The following is a 20,095-nucleotide window of genomic DNA, read 5'->3' as shown; positions in this document are numbered from 1 at the left end:
TTTCAAGGCTCTCTTCAATTTTTCCCCTGCACAACAGCGCAGGGGAAAGGAATAAACGCTCCTTGATCAGGACATATTCGTCCATTTTAAATCCTACCTTATCCCACCTCTCTTGTCAAGGTTCTATTTGTGCTTTGGATGTGAGTGAACGAAGAACAAGTTGACCGCATCGCGGACTAGCTGTTCAAGAGTGGTGTCTATTCTAAATCAACTTTTTCTCTGTTCGGTATCTGTCTCGGAGGGAATCGATACTTATGAGGTTTCCGAATTCATCCTCAATATACCAAAACTCCCAGCCGTTAAAGGCAGGTTTTCCTTGTGCGCGTGCTGCGATCTCATGAATGGAGCCTATGACACCGTTCCAGGAGAGTTGGGCATCCGCTCTTAGAGTTGCGACTACCTCCCGGGTCGGTGAGTAGAGACGCTGTCCAATGCTGAGGTATCCGGCTTCAAGCAACTGACCCATACTTACTCGCGGAGCTGCGCGTTTTGACATGGTAATCAGTTCCGTATCTTCAAGCAACATGGAAGGGAGGCTCTCGATTCTACGCTGAGCGACTTCGATGTAGAGTGGATCAACCTCGATGCCTATGTAGTTTCGTTTTAATTTCTTGGCCACAGCGCCTGTCGTGCCCGTGCCAAAGAAAGGATCGAGAACAATATCACCGGGGTTGCTTGATGAGAGAATAACGCGATAAAGCAAGGCTTCAGGTTTCTGCGTTGGATGCGCTTTTTGGCCGTTCCGTTTAATTCGCTCGGCACCGGTACATAAGGGAATATGCCAAACATTTGGCATTTGCTTCCCGTCATTGAAGTTCTTCATCGCCTGATAGTTGAAAGTGTACTTTTTCTGCTCGCTGGACTTCTTCGCCCAAATCAGGGTCTCCGTGGCATTTGTAAACCTGGTACCACGAAAATTCGGCATGGGATTGATTTTATACCAAATGACATCATTAAGGATCCAGTATCCAAGGTCTTGCATAATCCTGCCCACACGGAAGATGTTGTGATAGGTACCTATAACCCAGAGCGTGCCGGTATCTTTAAGCACTCGTCTGCACTGAGAGAGCCATTGTTCGGTGAAGCGATCATATTCTTCAAAATCGGAGAATCTATCCCATTCCTCATCCACGCCGTCAACGAGCGTCTGGTTGGGTCTTAATAGTTCGTTACGAAGTTGAAGGTTGTATGGCGGGTCGGCGAATATAAGGTCTATGCAGCTGTCCGGAAAGGACTTCAAGACCTCAACGCAGTCGCCCTGTATTATTTGATTAATAGGAAGGTCGGGTATCCGCGAAGAATGAGGAAATGCGCGTTGTTGCACTACTATTTACCTTTCGAGCTTTAGTAAGGTGAACCTTGTTCGATCTACAGACTAAGTTGCACCGTGAGAGGCTGTATGGTTCTATATATTGAGGCAAGTAAGCATTATGCACGGTTACGTTCGGAGACGATAGCATGACCGGTACACACGCAGGGCCGGAGGGCTGTATTAAAACTAACATGTCATGCTAGAACATGACTACTAGGGTACATCCTGTCCAATGCTTAATTTTACCCTACAAATGAACAGAACCCTCCTGCCGGTATATGGCATATCTAACGAAAGACTGGCTGTGTTTCTTCCATCTGTAACCATTTTGGAAAGCACGCACAGCTTGCTCGTTTAAATACTGCCTCGCTGCTGGATGGAGACGGTTAATAGCCGGCAAAGAGCATTGAGTAGAAGTGGGCGAAGGTCTTAAGATTAGCAAAATGCAATAGTCTTATGCAAGCATAGCCATTATAGAATAGGGAGCGTACAAAGCTTGGGGGCTACAATCTAGCTACGGATTAATGTGTGGGTCAACACTTGGTGCCATGTGTCTGAGAATAGATCGCTTTCCTAAAATCTGTTAAAATAATAAGAAAGAGGCGGTAAGCGGTTGGAGCTGGAGACGGGTATGGGCGTAGAGGTAAATACGAACTGCATAAAACCAGCTCTTTCTCTCCTATGGGGAGACGAAGAGAATATGCTCACCGTCGCCAAGATTCTCTATCGAAGCCCGCGAGAAGTGCCTCTTGCTCTGGAGGGGGAGCAAAATTGGGCTGTCCAAACCTTTCTTACCTTCTTACAACAAGAGGCCCCGCAAAAGCCAAAAGATAACTTGCGCCGATGGGAAGTGGTTACTTCGGCCATTACCCGAACCATCATCCAAGCTGAGAGCAATTCAAGCTCCTTACTGCTGTCTCTGATGGTCACCCTCTTTCCCGCCCTGTATGTTGCCGACCCCAAGTTGGCCGAAACCCTCTGTCAGGCGTTAGTTATGCTGTATCATAAGGAGGCCTTCTTCCTCTCTCCAAAGCCGCAAGTCTACTGGCTTGAATGGACGTTTCGTCATGCACTGTTAACCCAACACCCCCAAGACCTCACCGTCCTTTGGCAACTGCTCGACGCCGACGACCCCATCGCCCGTGAAGCCGCTCGCTGTGCCCTGCAGTGGCTGCGTGCGGTTCACGCCACAACGCACCTGCTGTTTGGGCTTTACTATGTGAAGAACCATGCCCTGCGCATGAACGTTGTGAGCATGTTAGAGGAGATCGCCGAACCACAGGTACTGATGGCTTTAGCACGACTGCATCGCGAAACCGCAGAGACTGATTGGCCGCTCTCACGACGTATCGCTCGCGCCGTGCACATCATTGCGCAGCAGAATGCAACTCCAAACCCTCTCACGTTACTGCGCCCGGCCGACCCACCCGATTCTTTCGCCGATCTGCTGCATCCAGCTATTTCTGGCACGGATGGCGGCAAAGAGGCGAGCCGAACAGAGTTGCTGCGCTCGGCGATCGAGCCATCCGGTAACGAAAAGACCCCCTAAGTGCGCTGCGCCTATTATCATAGGCTATCAAAACAACAAAGTGTAAAGAACACTTCTGCTAGTCCGTATAGACCCTCAAACCTGATGCCTCATCCAACCCATTTGGCAGGAGAAAGACATAGGGGTATCGAATTGAAAAACGCCTTGAAAAACTTTTGAATAAGGAGATGAGACATTGGCAGAAGACGGCAAGATTGGGGTAGCGATGCTTTCCTTCGCGCACGTTCATGCGCGCGACTATGCGGCTCAAATCGAAGCGAATCCCCATCTGAAGTTGGTGGCCGTGTGGGATGAAGACCCGGCACGTGGACGCATGGAAGCGGAGCGCAGGGGAGTGCCCTTTTATGCGCTGTTGGATCAGGTGCTGAACCTTCCTGAAGTGGAAGCGGTTGTGGTAAACGCACCCACCTTCATGCATCGTGATATCCTGGTGGCTGCCGCGCAAGCAAAAAAACATATCTTTACCGAGAAGGCGCTCACCATCACCGTGCAGGAGGCTACCGAGGTGATGCGTGCTGTGGAGGACGCCGGCATCCGATTCATGATCTCGCTGCCATCGCGCACCCGCCCGGAGATCCTGTTCGCTAAGAAGCTGATAGATGAGAACTACTTGGGAGACATCACCCTTATGCGAGCGCGCGTTGCCCATATGGCCGCTCTCGATCGCTGGTTCTCCGGTGGTTCTGCCTGGTTCGGTGAGGAGAGCAAGGCCGGAGGGGGAGCCTTCTTTGACTTAGGATGTCACAGAGTAGACATCATGCGCTGGTTCCTGGGTGAGCCGGCCTCCGTGGTTGCTCAGATGACGAACTTCAGCGGCGCCTACGAGGTAGATGACAATATGGTGGCCACCGTTACCTTTCGAAGTGGTGCCATCGGTATTCTGGATGTCTCCTGGGTGCACCGCTACGGCCCCAACCCGCTGGAGATTTACGGAACGCAGGGCTATCTTGGCATTGACCAAGGGCCGGCAGGACCTCGTATTCAGCTGATCAGCCAGCGCGTAACCTCTGGGGAAATCCAAGGTTGCGTCACGCCATCACCGTCGTCCTTGCCAAAGGCGTTGCCATCGCCTATGGAACAGTGGGTAAGCGCGATTCGGGAGGGCACCGTGCCGACCATCAACATCTACGATGCCTGGGCGCTAACGCAGATGCTGGAAAACTGCTATAAGGCGGCCCGCGAACATCGAGAGGTCGTTTTCTAGAGATGGCACGGGTTCTCGAAGCGCCGGATGGGCACGACTTCTACGAGGTAGTCTATGCCTTTGTGCGACGAGTGCCTCCAGGGAAGGTGGTAACCTACGGACAGGTGGCCGAGATGGTGGAGGAGATGCGGCTTACAGCGCGCCAGGTGGGCGTGGCGATGCGCTACGCGCCGCCCGATGTCCCCTGGCAAAGAGTGGTTGGGGCAGGGGGCTACCTCCCCATCGCAAAGAGATCGCCAGAGGCGATGCAACGGCAGCTAGCATTGCTCCGAGCCGAAGGAGTGCCCTTTCACCCGGACGACCCGTATCGGGTAGATATGGCCAAAGCACAGTGGTTTCCGGGGCCCTCCCTGTTTGAACCGGCGGAAGAGACACGATGATCTATCGAGAGCTAGGTGCAACCGGTTTGCGGGTCTCGATCCTCGGTTACGGGGCCTCTCCTTTAGGTGGCGAGTTCGGCCCAATTGATGAAGCGGAGGGGGTTCGCACGGTTCACGCAGCCCTCGACGCCGGCATGAACTACTTCGATGTGGCACCCTACTATGGCCGTACCCGTGCTGAAAGCGTTCTGGGGCGTGCCTTAAGAACCACCCTGCGCGAATCCTATATCTTGGCCACTAAGGTGGGGCGCTACGATAGAGATCGGTTCGATTTTTCTGGCGCTAGGGTCGTTAGCAGCGTGGAGGAGAGCTTACAGCGGCTCGGCGTGGAGACCATTGACATTATTCAGTGCCACGACATCGAGTTTGGCTCCCTAAACCAGATCGTTGAGGAGACACTACCGGCCTTAGAGCGGTTGCGCCAGCAGGGCAAGGTGCGCTTCATCGGCATCACCGGCTACCCTCTTTACATTTTTCGCTATGTGCTGCCTCGTGCTAGAGTAGACACCGTTCTCTCTTACTGTCGCTACACGCTCTGCAACACCGATTTGGAAAGCTTACTCCCCTGGTTTCAGGAGCAGAAACTCGGCATCGTTAACGCCTCGCCGTTGGCCATGGGGCTGTTGACGGATACAGGCCCGCCGAATTGGCATCCCGCTTCGGAGGCGCTCCGAATGGCCGCCGCACAAGCGGCCGCCTTTTGTCGGGAACAAGGCAAAGACCTTGCAGAGCTAGCGCTGCAGTTCGCATTGGCCAATCCGGCCATCCACGTAACACTGGTGGGTATGGCCGACCGTAAAACGCTGGAGAAGAATCTCCGTTGTGTGGGGGTGATGCCCGATCTGCAACTACTTCATAAAGTTCGTGGGTTCTTTCAAGGAGTCGTCACAACCTGGCCTAGTGGGAGACCGGAGAATCAAGATAAATGAGTAGCGTCACAATACTGCAGTTTGGTGGGGGGCGCTTTCTACGCGCTTTCACCGATCTTTTTATTCAGCAGGCCAACGAAGCCGGCCAAGGAATCGGGCAGGTGGTGGTGCTACAGTCCACCGATTCGGGCTATGCCGAGAAGCTGAATGCGCAAAAGGGCCGCTTTCATGTGGCCATTCGAGGAATCGATCGGGGAGAGAAAATAGATACGGTTCATGAGGTTGCCTGTGTGCAGCGTGCGCTGATCATCCGACATCAATGGGAGGAGATCGTGGCGCTTGCCCGCTCTCCCCATTTGCGCTTCATTATCTCTAATACCACCGAGGCCGGTTTGGCCCTTGCAGAGGGCGACGCGCGAGATGCCAAACCACCTGCCTCTTTTCCCGCGCGTCTTCTTGCGCTGTTGCGAGCGCGTTTTGAAGCCGGGCTTGCCGGAGTGGCCATCATTCCCTGCGAATTGCGCGAGCATAATGCCGATCTGTTGTTTTCGCTCGTTCTTGCTCAGGCAAAAGCCTGGCGTGAGAGAGAGGCTTTGCTGAGATGGTTACAGGAGGAGTGTGTTTGGATTAATACGCTGGTAGACCGAATCGTGACCGATCGTCCCCCCGATTACACCCTCTTTCCCGAAGATGCGTTGCTGGCCGTCGCCGAGCCTTATGCGCTTTGGGCTTTGGAAAACAAGCCTATGCCGGGGCCGTTCCCCGATCTGCCCCCTATTCTGCGTGTGCCCGATGTAGAACCCTATTTTTTGCGAAAGGTGCGCATTCTCAACGGGGCCCACACCGCTCTCTTGAGTCAGGCCATGCCGCGTGGCTACCAAACGGTAAGAGAGGCGTTGGCCGACCCCGAAGTTCTCACGTGGCTGAAACGTCTTCTATTTGAGGAGATCGTGCCAACGCTCGAAGGGCGCGTGGACGACCCCAAGACCTTTGCGGAGCAGGTTCTCGAACGCTTTGCAAACCCCTTCCTGCATCATCGGTTAACCGATATCGCCAAAAACCATCGTCAAAAAGTGCCGGTGCGTCTGCTTCCTACGTATGAAGAGTATAAGGCGCGTTTTGGAAAAGCCCCTCGTCTTTTGGAGCAGGCGATCGCGTTTCATCCAGAAGGAGTACCATCATGAAAACCCTAATCTTGGAGCAGCCAGGTCGTCTGGTTTTGGTGGATACGCCGCAACCAGCTTTCGATCCGAAAACGGAAGCCTTGGTGCGCGTGCATCGCGTGGGCGTTTGCGGGACCGATCTCCATGCCTTTCACGGGCGTCAACCGTTCTTTTCTTATCCGCGCATCTTAGGGCATGAGCTGGGAGTCGAAATCGTAGAGATCGGCCCCAACGATCAGGGGCTGAAGCCGGGCGATCGCTGTGCTGTTGAGCCTTATCTTCATTGTGGGCGATGCGTAGCTTGCCGGCGCGGGGCACCGAACTGCTGCTTGAACCTAAAAGTAATGGGCGTGGGAATAGATGGCGGCATGCGGGAGTTCGTCGCAGTACCTCTTCATAAACTGCACCGTGCCAACAGCCTTTCTTGGGAGCAGCTCGCTTTAGTGGAGACGCTCTGCATCGGCGCCCATGCGGTCTATCGCGCCGACCCCAAGCCGGGTGAACTGGTGCTGGTGGTAGGGGCCGGCCCTATAGGGTTAAGCGTATTGGAGTTTGTGCAGCTTGTCGGCTGTACGCCTATCGTGATGGATACCAACCCCAAACGGCTCGCCTTTTGCCGTGAGAAGCTGCATGTAGCCCACACAATAGATGCGACACAGAATCCTTTGGAGGCTTTGCTGGAGATAAGTCAGGGGGAGTTGGCGACCGTTGTTTTCGATGCAACCGGCAACCCGAACTCCATGATGCAGGCATTCCGCTATGTGGCCCATAGTGGCAAGCTGGTTTTTGTGGGGCTATTTCAAGGAGACGTCACTTTTAACGATCCAGATTTCCATCGGCGTGAAACCACGCTTTTGGCCACACGTAATGCGCGCCCTGAGGAGTTTATGCGAGTCATTCGCCTGTTCGAGGCCGGAAAGATCGCTATAGAGCCTTGGGTGGGCGAACGTGCTAAGTGTGAGGAGGTGCCGGAGCGCTTTCTGCAGTGGACAGCACCCGATCGGGCCGTCATCAAGCCGATGATCGTGTTCGACTAGGTGCGATTGCTGGCACCAGGAGCATGAAGGAGACATCGAGCCTTGGATCAAAAACGAAATCGAATCCTCATCGCTGTCCTAGATGGCGTGGGGGCCGGTGAGCTGCCCGACGCGGCAGTCTACGGCGATGAGGGCAGCAACACCTTGGCCCATACCGCCGAAGCCGTGGGAGGCCTAAAACTGCCTACGATGGGCCAACTCGGCCTTGGCAATGTGACCCCTATCAAGGGAGTGCCTCCGGAACCGAACGCTCGTGGAGGGTGGGGCAAGATGCGCGAGGCCTCTGTCGGAAAGGACACGATGACGGGGCATTGGGAGATGGCCGGGCTGATACAGACGCGGCCCTTCCCCACCTATCCGCACGGTTTTCCAAAAGAGATTATCCAAGCTTTCGAGGAGGCTATCGGCACCAAGACGCTCGGCAACGTTCCGGCTTCGGGCACCGTTATTATTCAGCAGCTCGGCGAGGAGCATCTGCGAACAGGCTATCCTATTGTCTATACCTCCGCCGATAGCGTCTTTCAGGTGGCGATGCACGAAGCGATCTATCCCATCGAGCGCCAATACGCCATCTGTCAGATCGCTCGCGACCTGCTTAAAGGAGAAAATGCGGTGGGACGGGTGATATGCCGCCCCTTTGCAGGAGAGCCAGGACATTTTTATCGCACGGAACGCCGTAAAGATTTCCCCCTAACGCCGCCGCCAACCGTTTTAGATGCATTGCAGGAAGCGGGGCACAAAGTACACGCCATCGGCAAAATCTACGAGATTTTTAACGGGCGTGGCATTGACACTTGGGACCATACCACCAACAATGCCGACCACATAGCTGCCTTATTGCGTGCCGCCCAAGAGAACCGCTCCTCGCTCATCTTCGCCAATTTGGAGGATTTTGATATGCTCTACGGCCATCGCAACGATCCGCAAGGGATGGCGAAGGCCCTTGAGGCTTGGGATGCTGCACTGCCCGCCATTTTAGAGGCCCTGAAACCTGGCGACTTGCTGCTGATCACGGCGGATCATGGAAACGATCCCACTACGCCCTCCACCGATCATTCTCGTGAGTATCCCTTTCTACTCGCTTACGGCCCCGATCTGCGGCAGGGAGTGGCGTTAGGGGTGCGCCAAACCTATGCCGATATCGCAGCAACCATTCGCGATGCCTTCCGGTTGCCGCCAGGCGAGCATGGCACCAGCTTTTTGCCGGAACTGCTCACCTCATAGAAACCGGCACAGCTTGACACAGGGGAAGAGTACAGGATAATATATCTCTCGCAATTTTGAGGAAAACAGGCAGCGGATCGTAGAGCACAAGACGATCCGCCCTTTGGTATGCCTCAAAGTCGCTATCGTTTGTAAATTTCGGGACGGAGGGGTTGTCTTGACCACAACGCAAAATCGGAGAATGCTTCTTCTCATTTTAGTGCTGGCCGTCTTCTCGATCTTTGTCTCTGTCACAAAGCGAGATTGGCACATAGGGCCTTTTCACCTCGATACCAGGCCGCGCTATGGACTTGACATTCGTGGTGGCCTGCGCGTTGTTCTCCATCCCGACGTAGACCTTTATAACAAAGAGCATCCGGGACATCCGTGGGGGCCTGAACAGCTCTCGCTTGTTCGCCACATCATTGAAAATCGCGTTAACTTCTCCGGCGTAACCGAACCCCTGATCATCACCCGTCCCGAAACCAACCAGATCATCGTGGAATTGCCCGGCGTGCGCGACCGGCAGGCGGCTATTAATGAATTGAAAGCCACTGCGGACCTTCGGTTCTACCTGCTGCCGCAGCTCGGCAGCCACGACAACTCACGGCCTGCGATATGGCATCAGGAGATACAAAGAGACCCCAAAACCGGCGCCGAAGTGGATGTGCTGATTGACAACCAAACCGGCAAACCGGTGACGCCGCAAGAGCTGCAAGAGCAGGTTTTCGACAACCCCAACCTTTTAGTGGCAACCGGCGCCGACCTTTTACCGAACTGTGAAGCCCGCTTAGACCCCATCACCAACAAGCCCATTCTCACATTCCAGTTTAACGATAAAGGTTCTGCCGCTTTCGAGCAGGCGACGAGGGCCAATATCGGGCGCTATCTAGGGATTTTCTTGGATAACCGCCTGCTTACGGCGCCCTATATCGAGAGCGTGATCTCCGGTCAGGGGCAGATTGAAGGCATCGCTACCCTTAAAGAGGCGAAGGCGCTGGCGGATGAACTAAATGCCGGTGCGCTGCCTGTGCCCCTTCAGTTGCAAGAGGTACGGAGCCTTGAGGCGACTTTGGGGCAGGAGGCCGTTCACACAACCACGATTGCAGGGGTCTGGGGGCTGGTTCTGGTTTTGCTGTTCATGCTTTTTTGGTACCGCTTGCCGGGCGTCCTGGCGGATGTGGCTCTCATTCTCTATGCATTCTTCTCTATTGCCATTTTTAAGCTGATTCCGGTCACTTTTACCCTGCCGGGCATAGCTGGGTTCATCTTATCCATCGGAATGGCGGTAGATGCTAACATCCTTATTTTCGAGCGCTTTAAAGAGGAGTTGCGTGCGGGGCAGCCGTTGCGGGCCGCTATTGATGCCGGTTTCAATCGTGCCTTCTCTGCCATCTTCGACTCGAACGTCTGTACGGTCATCACCTGTTGCGTGCTCTACTACTTCGGCACAGGGCCTATTCGTGGTTTTGCGTTAACGCTTGGTTTTGGCGTGGCCGTAAGCATGTTTACGGCCATCACCGTTACGCGCACTTTTCTCTTTGCCCTCGTAAACTTCGATTTTGCGCGCAACGAAAAGATGTACGGGCTTAGCGCCCGCTCTTGGAACCTGCGCGTGATGCGATACCCCTGGCTCTGGTTGGGCATATCCGCTCTGGTTATTGTGCCGGGCATGATCGCTTGGGGGATGGGGGGCATCAAACCGTCCATAGATTTTAAGGGGGGCACCGAGATAACGCTCTCCTATAAAACACCGCATACCGCTGCCGAAATCGAGCGTATTTTGATGCAGAACGGCTATAAGGACAGCCGCGTTGTAATTTCGGAGGAGCCGAACGCCCCGGTAGATAAACACTTGGCGATTGTTACCACACGTCGGCTCACCAACGATCAGCGCATTCAGTTGATAGATGCACTGACCCATAATGGAGCCGACCTCGTGCCCGGCTTAACGCCCGCCACAGTCGCCTACGCCGACGTTAGCGGTACGGTGAGCCGCCAGCTCACGGAGGATGCCGTGAAGGCGGTGATTATTGCCGAACTGCTTATCGTGTTCTACCTTGCCTTCCGATTCGCCATCGGGGGGTTCCTCGAAGGGCTTCAGTATGGGATTTGTGCTGTATTGGCGTTGGTGCATGATGTGGCCGTGCTTTGGGGCAGTTTCGCCATCCTAGGCCTTCTCTATAACTGGCAGATAGATAGTCTCTTCGTTACGGCCATGCTCACGGTCATCGGGTTCTCGGTACACGACACGATCATCATTTTCGACCGCATTCGAGAAAACCTGCTGCATCGGGCGCGTGGTGAGACGTTCTCTTCCCTCGTAGATCGCTCGATCAACCAAACCTTTTCACGTTCTATAAAAACCTCTTTTACCGTTATTTTGGTTTTACTCGCCCTCTTCATCTTCGGAAGCAGCGAGATCCATCAGTTTGCAGCGGCGTTGCTTATCGGGATTATCAGTGGAACCTACTCTTCGATCTTCAATGCCAGCGTTCTATTGGTGCTTTGGAAGCGTTTCCGAGGCCAAGATAAGGCGGTAGCCCCCATTCTTGCTACGCCCTCTACAAGTGTCTCGACAAAGTCGGTGCTTACCGTACCGGGGGATAGACCCATCGTTACACCCAAGCCCGAACCGGAGGTGGCAACAACGCCGGTTCCGACCGGTAATACCGAATCGGGCTCGAGCAGCTCTGCGGAGAGCAAAGCGGGGGCGCGTCGCCGTCGCCCGGTTCGCCGGCGAAGAATGTAACGGCTTAGAAGGGTATCTTCGTTAAAAAAGCATGCATCTTTGTGGGGAGAAGCCTGCGGCTTTTCCTTACTCAACGGTTTTGAGCGAGCGTAGAGCCGTAAATAAGCATTTCATGCGCGATAAGAGAGAATCTCGTTAGAAAAAAGAAGGAATCGCGCCACAAAAAGACGAATTAACCTACCGTATTGGGCACTGCATGAGGAGCCTTTACCGGAAGCTTTGTTGCTGTGCCGAGAGGAGTATAGAGAGAATATGTCGGATGAGACGGTTCAGGAGCGCACATTGGAGGTTCATGCCCAAAGTGAATCTGAAGAGCAGCCCTCCGCGCAGGAAGGTTCCCTAAACGAACAACCTGCGCAAGAGGAGTTGGCATCGGCCGTTGTCTCTTCAGAAACCACGAGGGCTGAAGGGGGAGAAGAGACCACTTCACAGCCTCCTGAGCCACCCGCTTCGTCTGCGGCAGAGACAAGCACTGCCGAGGATATTGGAACCGACTATGCCAGCTCGTTTCGAGAGCTGCGGAAGGGAGATATCATTGAAGGCGTGGTGATGCGGATAGACCGTGAGGAGGTGCTTGTTGATGTAGGAGCCAAATCGGAGGGCATTATTCCGCTCAACGAGTTATCGCGCCAGAGCAGTGTGCCGCCGGAAACCGTTGTCTCTGTGGGAGAGCGGATATGGGTTTATGTGCTTGAACCGGAAAACGACTTTGGAAACCCCATTCTCTCAAAACGACGGGCCGATCTCGAGCGAACTTGGGTGGAGCTAAAACAGGCGCTCTCAACGAACGCGAATGTCGAGGGGAAAGTGGTAGCCCATGTAAAGGGAGGACTTCAGGTAGCCGTCGGCCAGCAGGAGCTTATCGGCTTTGTTCCCGCCTCGCATGTTGGGCTTGAAGGGCCACGAGTTAACTTGGAGCGCTATGTGGGAAAGACCATCCCCCTTAAGGTTTTAGAGGTAGACCGCAGTCATAAGAAGATCATTCTCTCGAACCGGCTTGCGGTGGAGGAAGAACGGCGTCGTAGGCTTGAAGAGGCGAAGGCTAGCATTGCACCGGGGCAGATTCGACGTGGCGTGGTGCGTCGCCTCACCAATTATGGCGCCTTTGTGGACCTAGGCGGTATTGACGGGCTACTGCATATCTCCGAGATGTCGTGGGGCCGCCTCAATCATCCTAAAGAGGTGCTACGCGAGGGACAAGAGATAGATGTCTATATCATCAAAGTGGACTTCGAACAGGAGCGGGTCTCTCTCAGTCTGCGGCGGACGCAGCCCGACCCTTGGGAGAAAGTAGCGACCCTCTATCGCGAAGGAGATGTGCTGACAGGCACAGTAACCCGCGTGATCGATTCGGGTGCCTTTGTGCAACTTGAGGAGGGAATCGAGGGGTATTTGCCGAATTCTGAGATGCTTCGCGACGGCTCCGGCCGTATTATGCCCCCCACGGTAGGGGAAGAGGTTACGGTGAAGCTGTTGCGACTGCGCCTCGATGAACGAAAAATGACCCTGTCGCAACGGGCTGCCGTTCCTGTGGAACCGGTTGTCGTTGAGGAGCCACCGCCACCCCCGCCGACCGAACCTGCCGGCAGCAAGCGAAAACGAAGTAAAAAGCGAGGCCGACGCTCGGAGGAAGACGAGGATTATGGGCGCTACGCAGGCGAGCCTGAGGAGCAACCCCTCAACACCTTGCGCGATGCCTTCAAGGCCGCGAGGCGACGTGCACGTCAGGAAGAGATAGGGGAAGAAGAGGTTCTCCTAGATGAGGAACTCGAAGATGTCTCCTCGGAAGAGGAAGAGGGCTAAGGGTATCGCCTCAAAGGTACCTGCGATCTCGTGTTTGCCGTAGGGCTAACAGGCGGTGTGGCGTCGGGCAAAAGCCTTGCAGCCCACATTCTGGAAAATCTAGGAGCGATCCGCTTCAGTGCCGACGAGGCCTCGCGGGCGGTAACCGGGGTGAATAGCCCTCTCGTTGCGGAGATCGCACGAACCTTCGGGCCGCAGGCGCTCTTGCCTTCTGGCGCGCTTAATCGAGCTTACCTGGCTAAGCGCATTTTCACCGATGGGCAGGCCCGTGAAAGCCTGGAGCGTCTGCTCCACCCGGCGATACTACGGCTCCTCTGGGCGCAGATGGAAGCCTGTCGCTACGATTTTGCAGTGGATACGATAGTAGTCGTGGAAGTTCCGCTGCTATTCGAGGTTCACCTGGAAGGGTGGTTTCATCGAACTGTTGCCGTATTCGCTCCGGATTCGGTGTTGCTGGAACGAATACGGGCACGGGATATGTTATCTAAAAAGGAGGCCAAGCTGCGCCTTGCGGCACAATGGCCTGTGGAACAAAAGGCCGCGCGTGCCGACTACGTTCTGAGAAATGAGGGGGACATCTCACAGTTTCATCATGCTGTTCTCCGTCTATGGGATATCCTTCGACAAGAGGCGCAAGGCCAGGGAAGACCCTTCCCAACACACCGACCGCAATTTATCGAATAACGGCTCTACAAAAAGAATGCCTTTCACACAAAAAAAGTACTTGCAATTTGCACGGCGCTGTGATATAATGCAAGTGACACAGCACTTGTGCCGTGTCGGGTACTCCCTCCCGACTCGTTTTCCCCCCTTTATAAGGGCCGATGTGCGGTCTGTTCGTGCTAATCAAATAGTGCGTGTACACCCCCCCAGTCGAGAAGCTGCTGACTGCAGCTGAAAAAGGAAGCATGTAACATGTGTCCAGAATTAGGAGGTAGACCAGCATTGAAGCGAGCGCATAGCCGTTTTTATGGCCTCTATCTGCTTCTGTTCGTCGGGATCGTGGCCTTTTGTTCGTTAAACGCTCAAGCCCAAACCCGGGCGCGTAGCCCAAAAAGTGTGCGGCCACAGGACTTCTTACAGTCGCTTCGCTCTGTGGGGCCACGACCTCCCCATGTGTTCTATCCACCCAATATGCCTAAATTGCCGGATTGGGTTCTGAAGACGCGATGGACAGGAGATGGACGCGCACCCGGCGATCAAAACGTCATACGGCAAACCATCCTGCTGACCAAAGCCAACCCAAACCTGCCTTTCTCCAATGTGCCGGCTACCTCTTCCAACGAACATCCTTTCTGGACATCGGATGAGAAATATATCTACTTCGATAGCAATCGAAACAGCAGCACCGACTCCACACCCAATGCCACCAACACCTACAACATCTTCCGCATGTTTCCCGACGGAACCGGTGTAACCCAGATTGTACCGGCCAATATCAACCAGATCGAACCGGCCGTCTCCAAAGATGGCAGCCAGCTTGCTTTTGCCGGAGGAGGCACATTCGTCTCCGGTGCCGGCACCGCCAACCCGGTGACCACCGGTTTTAATCTCTATCTCTATAACTTGAACCAGGGTGGAGCAGCGACACCCGTTACCAACACAACGGCGGGCTTTAGCTTCGCCGACGTGCGTCACCCCACCTGGTCCCCAGGAGGGGATGCCATCGCGTTTGCCGGTGAGTTGCAGGGGCAAAACGTCTATCATCTCTTCCTCTACAACACGGCCAACGGACAGATAACCCAACTCACTACAGGAGCCTCTAACGATATAAGCCCCGCCTGGTCGCCAGATGGGCACTTCATCGCTTTTTCGACTAATGCCTCCGGTTTTGCCTCCGGTGCTGCACCGGTAGCGGCTGCCGGCACGGTAAGCAATTACGATATATGGGTGATCTCCACTAATTTTAATGCCATTCAGCCAGAGCGAATTACCAATTTTGCTGTGAATGGACAGCAGAGCAATAACTATCATCCCGCTTGGAGCTCGCTCAATATAGACCCACTAGGCATCATTCCTGTCCAGCCGAATCCATCAGGTAACGGACTGACTCAGAGTGAGCTTATGATAGCCTTCGCTAGCGATCGCGAAGATACAAACAACGATGGCATCGCGAACGCTATTAATCCGAATCACTCCACAGATATCTATTGGCTGCAAGTGCCGGAGCAATCGCCTTCAACCGGGGTTTTTACGCTGGTCGGAGAGAGTAGCGGTAATCCTGCCCACAAATTGCAAACAAGTCAGCCCGATACGGCTATGGACCCCAGCGAGCCGAGCTATAACTTCGATAAAGCACACGTTTCCAACGAAGACTTTCCTACCTGGCCTCAATATAAGAACTCCTATCGCATCGTGTTTCAAAGCGATCGCGGCGGAACGTTAGAGATTTGGGGTTCCACTATGATAGATGTGGATGCCCCTGCGTTGTTGAAATACGACATCTCGACAAATGAGATTGTGCATCTCGAGAAGGAAGCCGGCACGCACACCGGTATCTCGCAGCGTCAGTTCAATCCAGGAGATACCATCCGCATTTGTGTGCGCGCAGTGGATTATGAAAGCGGAGTCAATTCGGTTTATGTGCAGATTAAATGCCCAAATGCAATGCAACAAAGCCCTGATAATATAGAGCATCGTATCTTTGCGTTTGGAGGCGGTTTTGTAGGAGGCTCAGGAACCAGCATACAATCTATTTTCAACGCTGCCAATGGCGGCTTCCCAAGTGAAGAAGACTACCAAGCGATAAATGCCAACGGCCCAATGACAAATGGCGTTCCGCAATTTCGCGGTCTGAACCAACCCAATCTCTATACTCCTGGGGTAGATGACCTTGACGCTTTTAGTGGAGCTGCCCATCCACCGGATAGGTTCTGGCTTCAGCTTTATGACGATGGCCCAGTTAGTCAAGGAGGTCATGAGCCTCCTGGAGAGGTGGCCGGAGATGGCGTTTACTCGGCGGACTGGACTAGCCCGGTAAACTTTCCTAGTGACTGGGTGATTGATGTCATTATCTATAATAATGCGGTGGACCCGTTTGATCCGCAGAAGCAATCCGATTGGCGCATCTACGATAATGTGTGGGGCTTCACCACGCAACCCTTCCAAGCAACGCATAACATACTTTATGTGGACGACTATGACAGCGGGCAGAAGTTCTTTTCCAACCGCTTTGGCTCTGGCAACTTTCAGGCTAGCAACACAGCCGGTTTCAACGGCATCCCCACCGAAAGCTATATGACGGAGTTTACACGCCAGTTCTTCCCTGATACCTATCAGGCCGGAACCGGGCAACCCTCCCCGCTGCTTGATTTTATGAACACGTTGGGAGCACAATCCTATGGCGCTTTCGTGGGAGATGGAGCCTATTATGATCCTCTTGATGATGATGGCTCGGGTATACCTCCTACGCAGAGTTACGATATTTGGCGTATCCAATGCAGAGGTCCTATTCCTCAATCGGTGCTCAATGCCTATCTGCCGTACTATGAGAATATTCCCCCCGATCCGTCCGATCCAAATTTGCCGAAACAGGTGTTGGTCGCCGAAAAATGCGTGCTTTGGCATTCACCCTATTCAGGTGACCTGTTCGTAGGGCCTGGGACCATTCTAGATCCTCAAACTCAAACCATGCTTGCCAATTTCGTGCAAGCGGGTGGAAGGCTCTTCATCAATGGGCAGGACATTGCTTGGGGGCTTACACTAGGGGGGACACAGCAAAATGCGTTCCTCTCCAATGTGCTCTACTGCAACTACGTCGCTGACGCGGCGGGCACCGATCAGATTAATCTTCAAGGAGCACGTGGTAGTGCCCCCATTGCGTGGGAGACATGGTATGGTGGTGTGCATAGATACCCACCTTATCCCCCGATGGATACGCCAAACAATCCGCCAGGTAACAATAGCCCTATTTTCATCGGACCCATTCCGAACCAAGCATATACTGCTGCAGCCGAAGATACCTGGGACGATGTGACGGTGCCAATACAGGTTGGATTCAACGATGTGGTAACCTTCAACCCGCCAAGTACGGTACAATCTGGGGTAGACGGCGTTTACAGCAATGGGGATGGGCCGGCTATCATGTGGTACTATAACCCTGCCACAGGTGGCCGAGTGGTCTATTCTCCCTTTGGATGGGAGGGGATTGTACCTAAAACTATCGCACTACAGGGTACACCTACCCCCTATCTCTGTATCAACCTGCGCATGGAACTAATCCATAATGTTCTCGACTTTCTTAGAACAGGCTACATCTACGGCAGCGTGCGTGCCTATAACGGCGGGGCAGCGGTGCCGTTGGCCAATGTGTTGGTGCGAGCCTTCGACTCGCAGGGCAACGAGGTCAGCACAGCCCTTTCACAGGCGGATGGCTCCTATATTATTCGTGGCCTCTATCCGAATGGTACCTACTCGCTCGACGCGATTTTACCGGGTTACGTTACTCAACATGCGACGGGGATCATCTTCCATGGCGGCTATGGCGCCCGTAACGACTTCTTCATGAGCCAGGCCCAGCCCGGCGTTATCTCCGGTAAAATCACCGATGCCGTCACAGGACTGCCTGTGCCGAATATTACGGTTGAGGCCTTGGATATCTCCGGCTCTGCACCGGCGAATACCTTCTTCACCGGTGTGTCGGCCCCCGATGGCACCTACTTTATCAAGAACGTGCCGGCCAGCTCCTATGAGGTTTTCCCCATTCTGCCGGCTCAAGGCTACGTTTCAAGTAACCCGGCCAACTACGGTGCCCCGCCCGGTCAGCCGGTGGTGGTGGCGCCAAGCCAAACGGTCTCCGGCAAAGACTTCGCCCTAATCCAAGCGCCCGGTACGATTACCGGGAAGGTGGATATCGCCGATGCCAATGGCAACGATACCGGACAGCCTCTGCCAGGCGCTACGATAACGGCAACATCTACCTCCAATGCGCAAACACAGTTTGTTTCGGCACCGCCCACCGGTGGCTCCCAGAGCGATGGAACCTTTACCATCCCCAATGTATCGCCCGGCCAATACACGGTTACTGCCACAGCACCAGGCTATAATCTCGTTAAGAGCGTTACCGTTACGGTAACCACACAGCAGACAACATCGGGCGTTCTTCTGCTTATGTCGCCTGTACCGCCCGGCAGTATCTCAGGGCTGGTGGCCACGTCGCTCGGTATTCCGGTTGGTGGTGCTACCATTACCGTGACAAATGCTGCCGGCAGCGTGGTGGCGACCGGAACCTCCGGCGCAGTGCAGACCACTACCAGCAACGGACAAACCTATACCTACAACTATAAGATCACCAACGTCCCTGCCGGTGCCACGGTGACCGTGTCGGCAAGCAAGCCTGGCTATACCACGAAGACGGCAGCGCAAACCGTAACCGTTGCCTCGAATCAGGAGACACAAAACGTCAACTTCACCCTCGATCCGTTGGCGGCATTTGGGCCGAACCTCGCTTTGGTCTCCTCGCCATACTACTTCACCACGGACGGTAATCCGAACAGCCCGCCGTTGGATGTGGCAACGTTGCTGGGTGTGCCGGCCTCTGACGTTAGCAGCGGAGCCTTCCAGTTCACCTACTGGAACGCCTCTAATCAAACCTATGTGAACTATCCTACGCCGCCGGCGAACGCCTTCCAGCTTGGCCTTGGTTACTTCTTGCGTGATACCGATACGGCTACCGTGATGGCCATCACGAATCCAAACGGGATCACCGCTCCAAAGGATGCTAACGGCAACTACCTGCCCTTTAATATTCCGCTGCAACAGGGCTGGAATATGATCGGCGATCCCTTCACCTCCTCGGTGAACTTCAACGGTCTACAGGTTCAACTCCAGAACGGTACTCTCATCAATGTAACCGCCGCCCAAGCCGGCCCGAACCCGGTTCTTGGGGCTGCACTGTGGACTTACCAGAGCGGGAACTATGCAGTGGTTTACACGCTAGACCCATTCCGCGGCTACTGGCTCTATGCTTTCCAGCCCTGTACACTTGTGGTAACGCCGAGCGCCCAGCAGGGTAGGGGGGCCTTTTCGACGGCGGGGCGCGCTCTGGAGTTTACATCGGGTGGAAACGGAAATTGGAAGCTAGATATCGTGGCTGCCACCGATCAATCCGCCTCGAAGGCAACAATCGGTGTCTGCAACGGGGCGACCGATCAGTACGACCGCTATAAGATGCTCACTCCCCCTGCTGTAGGTAAAAATGCCGTGGTTCTAGGAGTAGATCATAGTGATTGGGGCCGACAAGCTGGCTTCTACAGTGTGGATGTGCGCTCTGCAGCTGCAACCACATGGAAGTTCACGCTTCAAGCAAACACCGGAGGCCAGCCCGTGACGCTTACCTGGCCGAACCTCGCTATGGCGGGTAAACACGACTTTATCTTTACCGACCTCGATAACGGAACAAGCTTCGAACTGCATGATCGCTCGAGTTACACGGTTCCGGTGGGGCAGGGGATGGCAACGCATCATTTCGAGATAGATGTCCGACGTGCGACCCGCAGTCCCCTGCAGATACTGAATGTAACGGCCTTGATGAATACCAATAGGGCTACGGGACAATCCGACTCGGCGACGATCAGCTATACTCTCACCACCGCCGCTAAGATGGTTGTACGAATCTTGAACAATGGTCGTGTGGTGCGAACCTTAGAGGCAAACACCACGCGCGCGGCAGGTACAAACCAGGTTGTTTGGGACCTGAAGTCGGATAGTGGCATCCGTGTGCCGACCGGGGTCTATCAGGCTCAGGTCATTGCCACAGATGCCAATGGACATCAGGTTCCACGTGTGGTGCCCTTAGTGATCACACGATGACGGATTTAGGAGA

Annotated in this window: 12 protein-coding genes; 11 read left to right on the top strand and 1 reads right to left on the bottom strand. The window is 54.4% G+C overall.

From position 1 onward, the window contains the following. Positions 1 to 202 precede the first annotated feature (202 nt). Positions 203 to 1,324, bottom strand: coding sequence for a site-specific DNA-methyltransferase (locus VKV18_RS13265; protein WP_324204668.1), 1,122 nt, complete (start codon positions 1,322 to 1,324; stop codon positions 203 to 205). Between the two features lie 601 nt (positions 1,325 to 1,925). On the opposite strand from VKV18_RS13265, the gene VKV18_RS13260 reads away from it, so the two are divergent. The 11 genes from VKV18_RS13260 to VKV18_RS13210 all read left to right on the top strand — a co-directional run bounded on the left by VKV18_RS13260 (position 1,926) and on the right by VKV18_RS13210 (position 20,082). Then, on the top strand, positions 1,926 to 2,861 hold the full coding sequence (locus VKV18_RS13260) for a hypothetical protein (protein WP_324204667.1): 936 nt from the start codon (positions 1,926 to 1,928) through the stop codon (positions 2,859 to 2,861). A gap of 175 nt (positions 2,862 to 3,036) precedes the next feature. After that, entirely contained in the window at positions 3,037 to 4,065 is a 1,029-nt protein-coding gene (locus VKV18_RS13255) for a Gfo/Idh/MocA family oxidoreductase (RefSeq protein WP_324201638.1), read from the top strand. Positions 4,066 to 4,067: 2 nt separating this feature from the next. Further along, entirely contained in the window at positions 4,068 to 4,445 is a 378-nt protein-coding gene (locus tag VKV18_RS13250) for an MGMT family protein (protein WP_324204666.1), read from the top strand. Next, positions 4,442 to 5,374: an aldo/keto reductase gene (locus VKV18_RS13245; RefSeq protein WP_324204665.1), complete on the top strand. Its 933-nt coding sequence runs from the start codon at positions 4,442 to 4,444 to the stop codon at positions 5,372 to 5,374. Before VKV18_RS13250 ends, VKV18_RS13245 begins: the two co-directional genes overlap by 4 nt. Continuing rightward, complete coding sequence (locus tag VKV18_RS13240) at positions 5,371 to 6,498, top strand: altronate dehydrogenase (protein WP_324204664.1); 1,128 nt, start codon at positions 5,371 to 5,373, stop codon at positions 6,496 to 6,498. Before VKV18_RS13245 ends, VKV18_RS13240 begins: the two co-directional genes overlap by 4 nt. Further along, complete coding sequence (locus VKV18_RS13235; RefSeq protein WP_324204663.1) at positions 6,495 to 7,514, top strand: zinc-binding alcohol dehydrogenase family protein; 1,020 nt, start codon at positions 6,495 to 6,497, stop codon at positions 7,512 to 7,514. Before VKV18_RS13240 ends, VKV18_RS13235 begins: the two co-directional genes overlap by 4 nt. Positions 7,515 to 7,556: 42 nt before the next feature. Next, positions 7,557 to 8,738: a phosphopentomutase gene (locus tag VKV18_RS13230; RefSeq protein WP_324204662.1), complete on the top strand. Its 1,182-nt coding sequence runs from the start codon at positions 7,557 to 7,559 to the stop codon at positions 8,736 to 8,738. A gap of 157 nt (positions 8,739 to 8,895) precedes the next feature. After that, positions 8,896 to 11,469 carry a protein translocase subunit SecD gene (gene secD / locus VKV18_RS13225; protein WP_324204661.1) on the top strand — a complete coding sequence of 858 codons (2,574 nt, stop codon included), beginning with the start codon at positions 8,896 to 8,898 and terminating at the stop codon, positions 11,467 to 11,469. Positions 11,470 to 11,721: 252 nt separating this feature from the next. Then, a complete protein-coding gene (locus VKV18_RS13220; RefSeq protein ID WP_324204660.1) occupies positions 11,722 to 13,272 on the top strand; it encodes a 30S ribosomal protein S1 in 1,551 nt (516 codons plus the stop codon). Positions 13,273 to 13,302: 30 nt separating this feature from the next. Beyond that, the gene (gene coaE / locus VKV18_RS13215; RefSeq protein WP_324204659.1) at positions 13,303 to 13,956 is read left to right on the top strand and encodes a dephospho-CoA kinase; all 654 of its coding nucleotides are present in this window, start codon (positions 13,303 to 13,305) and stop codon (positions 13,954 to 13,956) included. Positions 13,957 to 14,217: 261 nt separating this feature from the next. After that, a complete protein-coding gene (locus tag VKV18_RS13210) occupies positions 14,218 to 20,082 on the top strand; it encodes a carboxypeptidase regulatory-like domain-containing protein (RefSeq protein ID WP_324204658.1) in 5,865 nt (1,954 codons plus the stop codon). Positions 20,083 to 20,095 lie beyond the last annotated feature (13 nt).

This window comes from Chthonomonas sp., assembly GCF_035294505.1.
Lineage (GTDB): Bacteria > Armatimonadota > Chthonomonadetes > Chthonomonadales > Chthonomonadaceae > Chthonomonas.
The sequence above is the reverse complement of the archived record's forward strand: the minus strand, read 5'-3'. Positions and strand labels throughout refer to the sequence as shown.

Excerpts from the sequence above, each read along its gene's own strand:
- VKV18_RS13250 (WP_324204666.1), top strand. The coding sequence starts at position 4,068 with ATGGCACGGGTTCTCGAAGCGCCGGATGGGCACGACTTCTACGAGGTA.
- VKV18_RS13245 (WP_324204665.1), top strand. The coding sequence starts at position 4,442 with ATGATCTATCGAGAGCTAGGTGCAACCGGTTTGCGGGTCTCGATCCTC.
- VKV18_RS13240 (WP_324204664.1), top strand. The coding sequence starts at position 5,371 with ATGAGTAGCGTCACAATACTGCAGTTTGGTGGGGGGCGCTTTCTACGC.
- VKV18_RS13235 (WP_324204663.1), top strand. The coding sequence starts at position 6,495 with ATGAAAACCCTAATCTTGGAGCAGCCAGGTCGTCTGGTTTTGGTGGAT.
- VKV18_RS13220 (WP_324204660.1), top strand. The coding sequence starts at position 11,722 with ATGTCGGATGAGACGGTTCAGGAGCGCACATTGGAGGTTCATGCCCAA.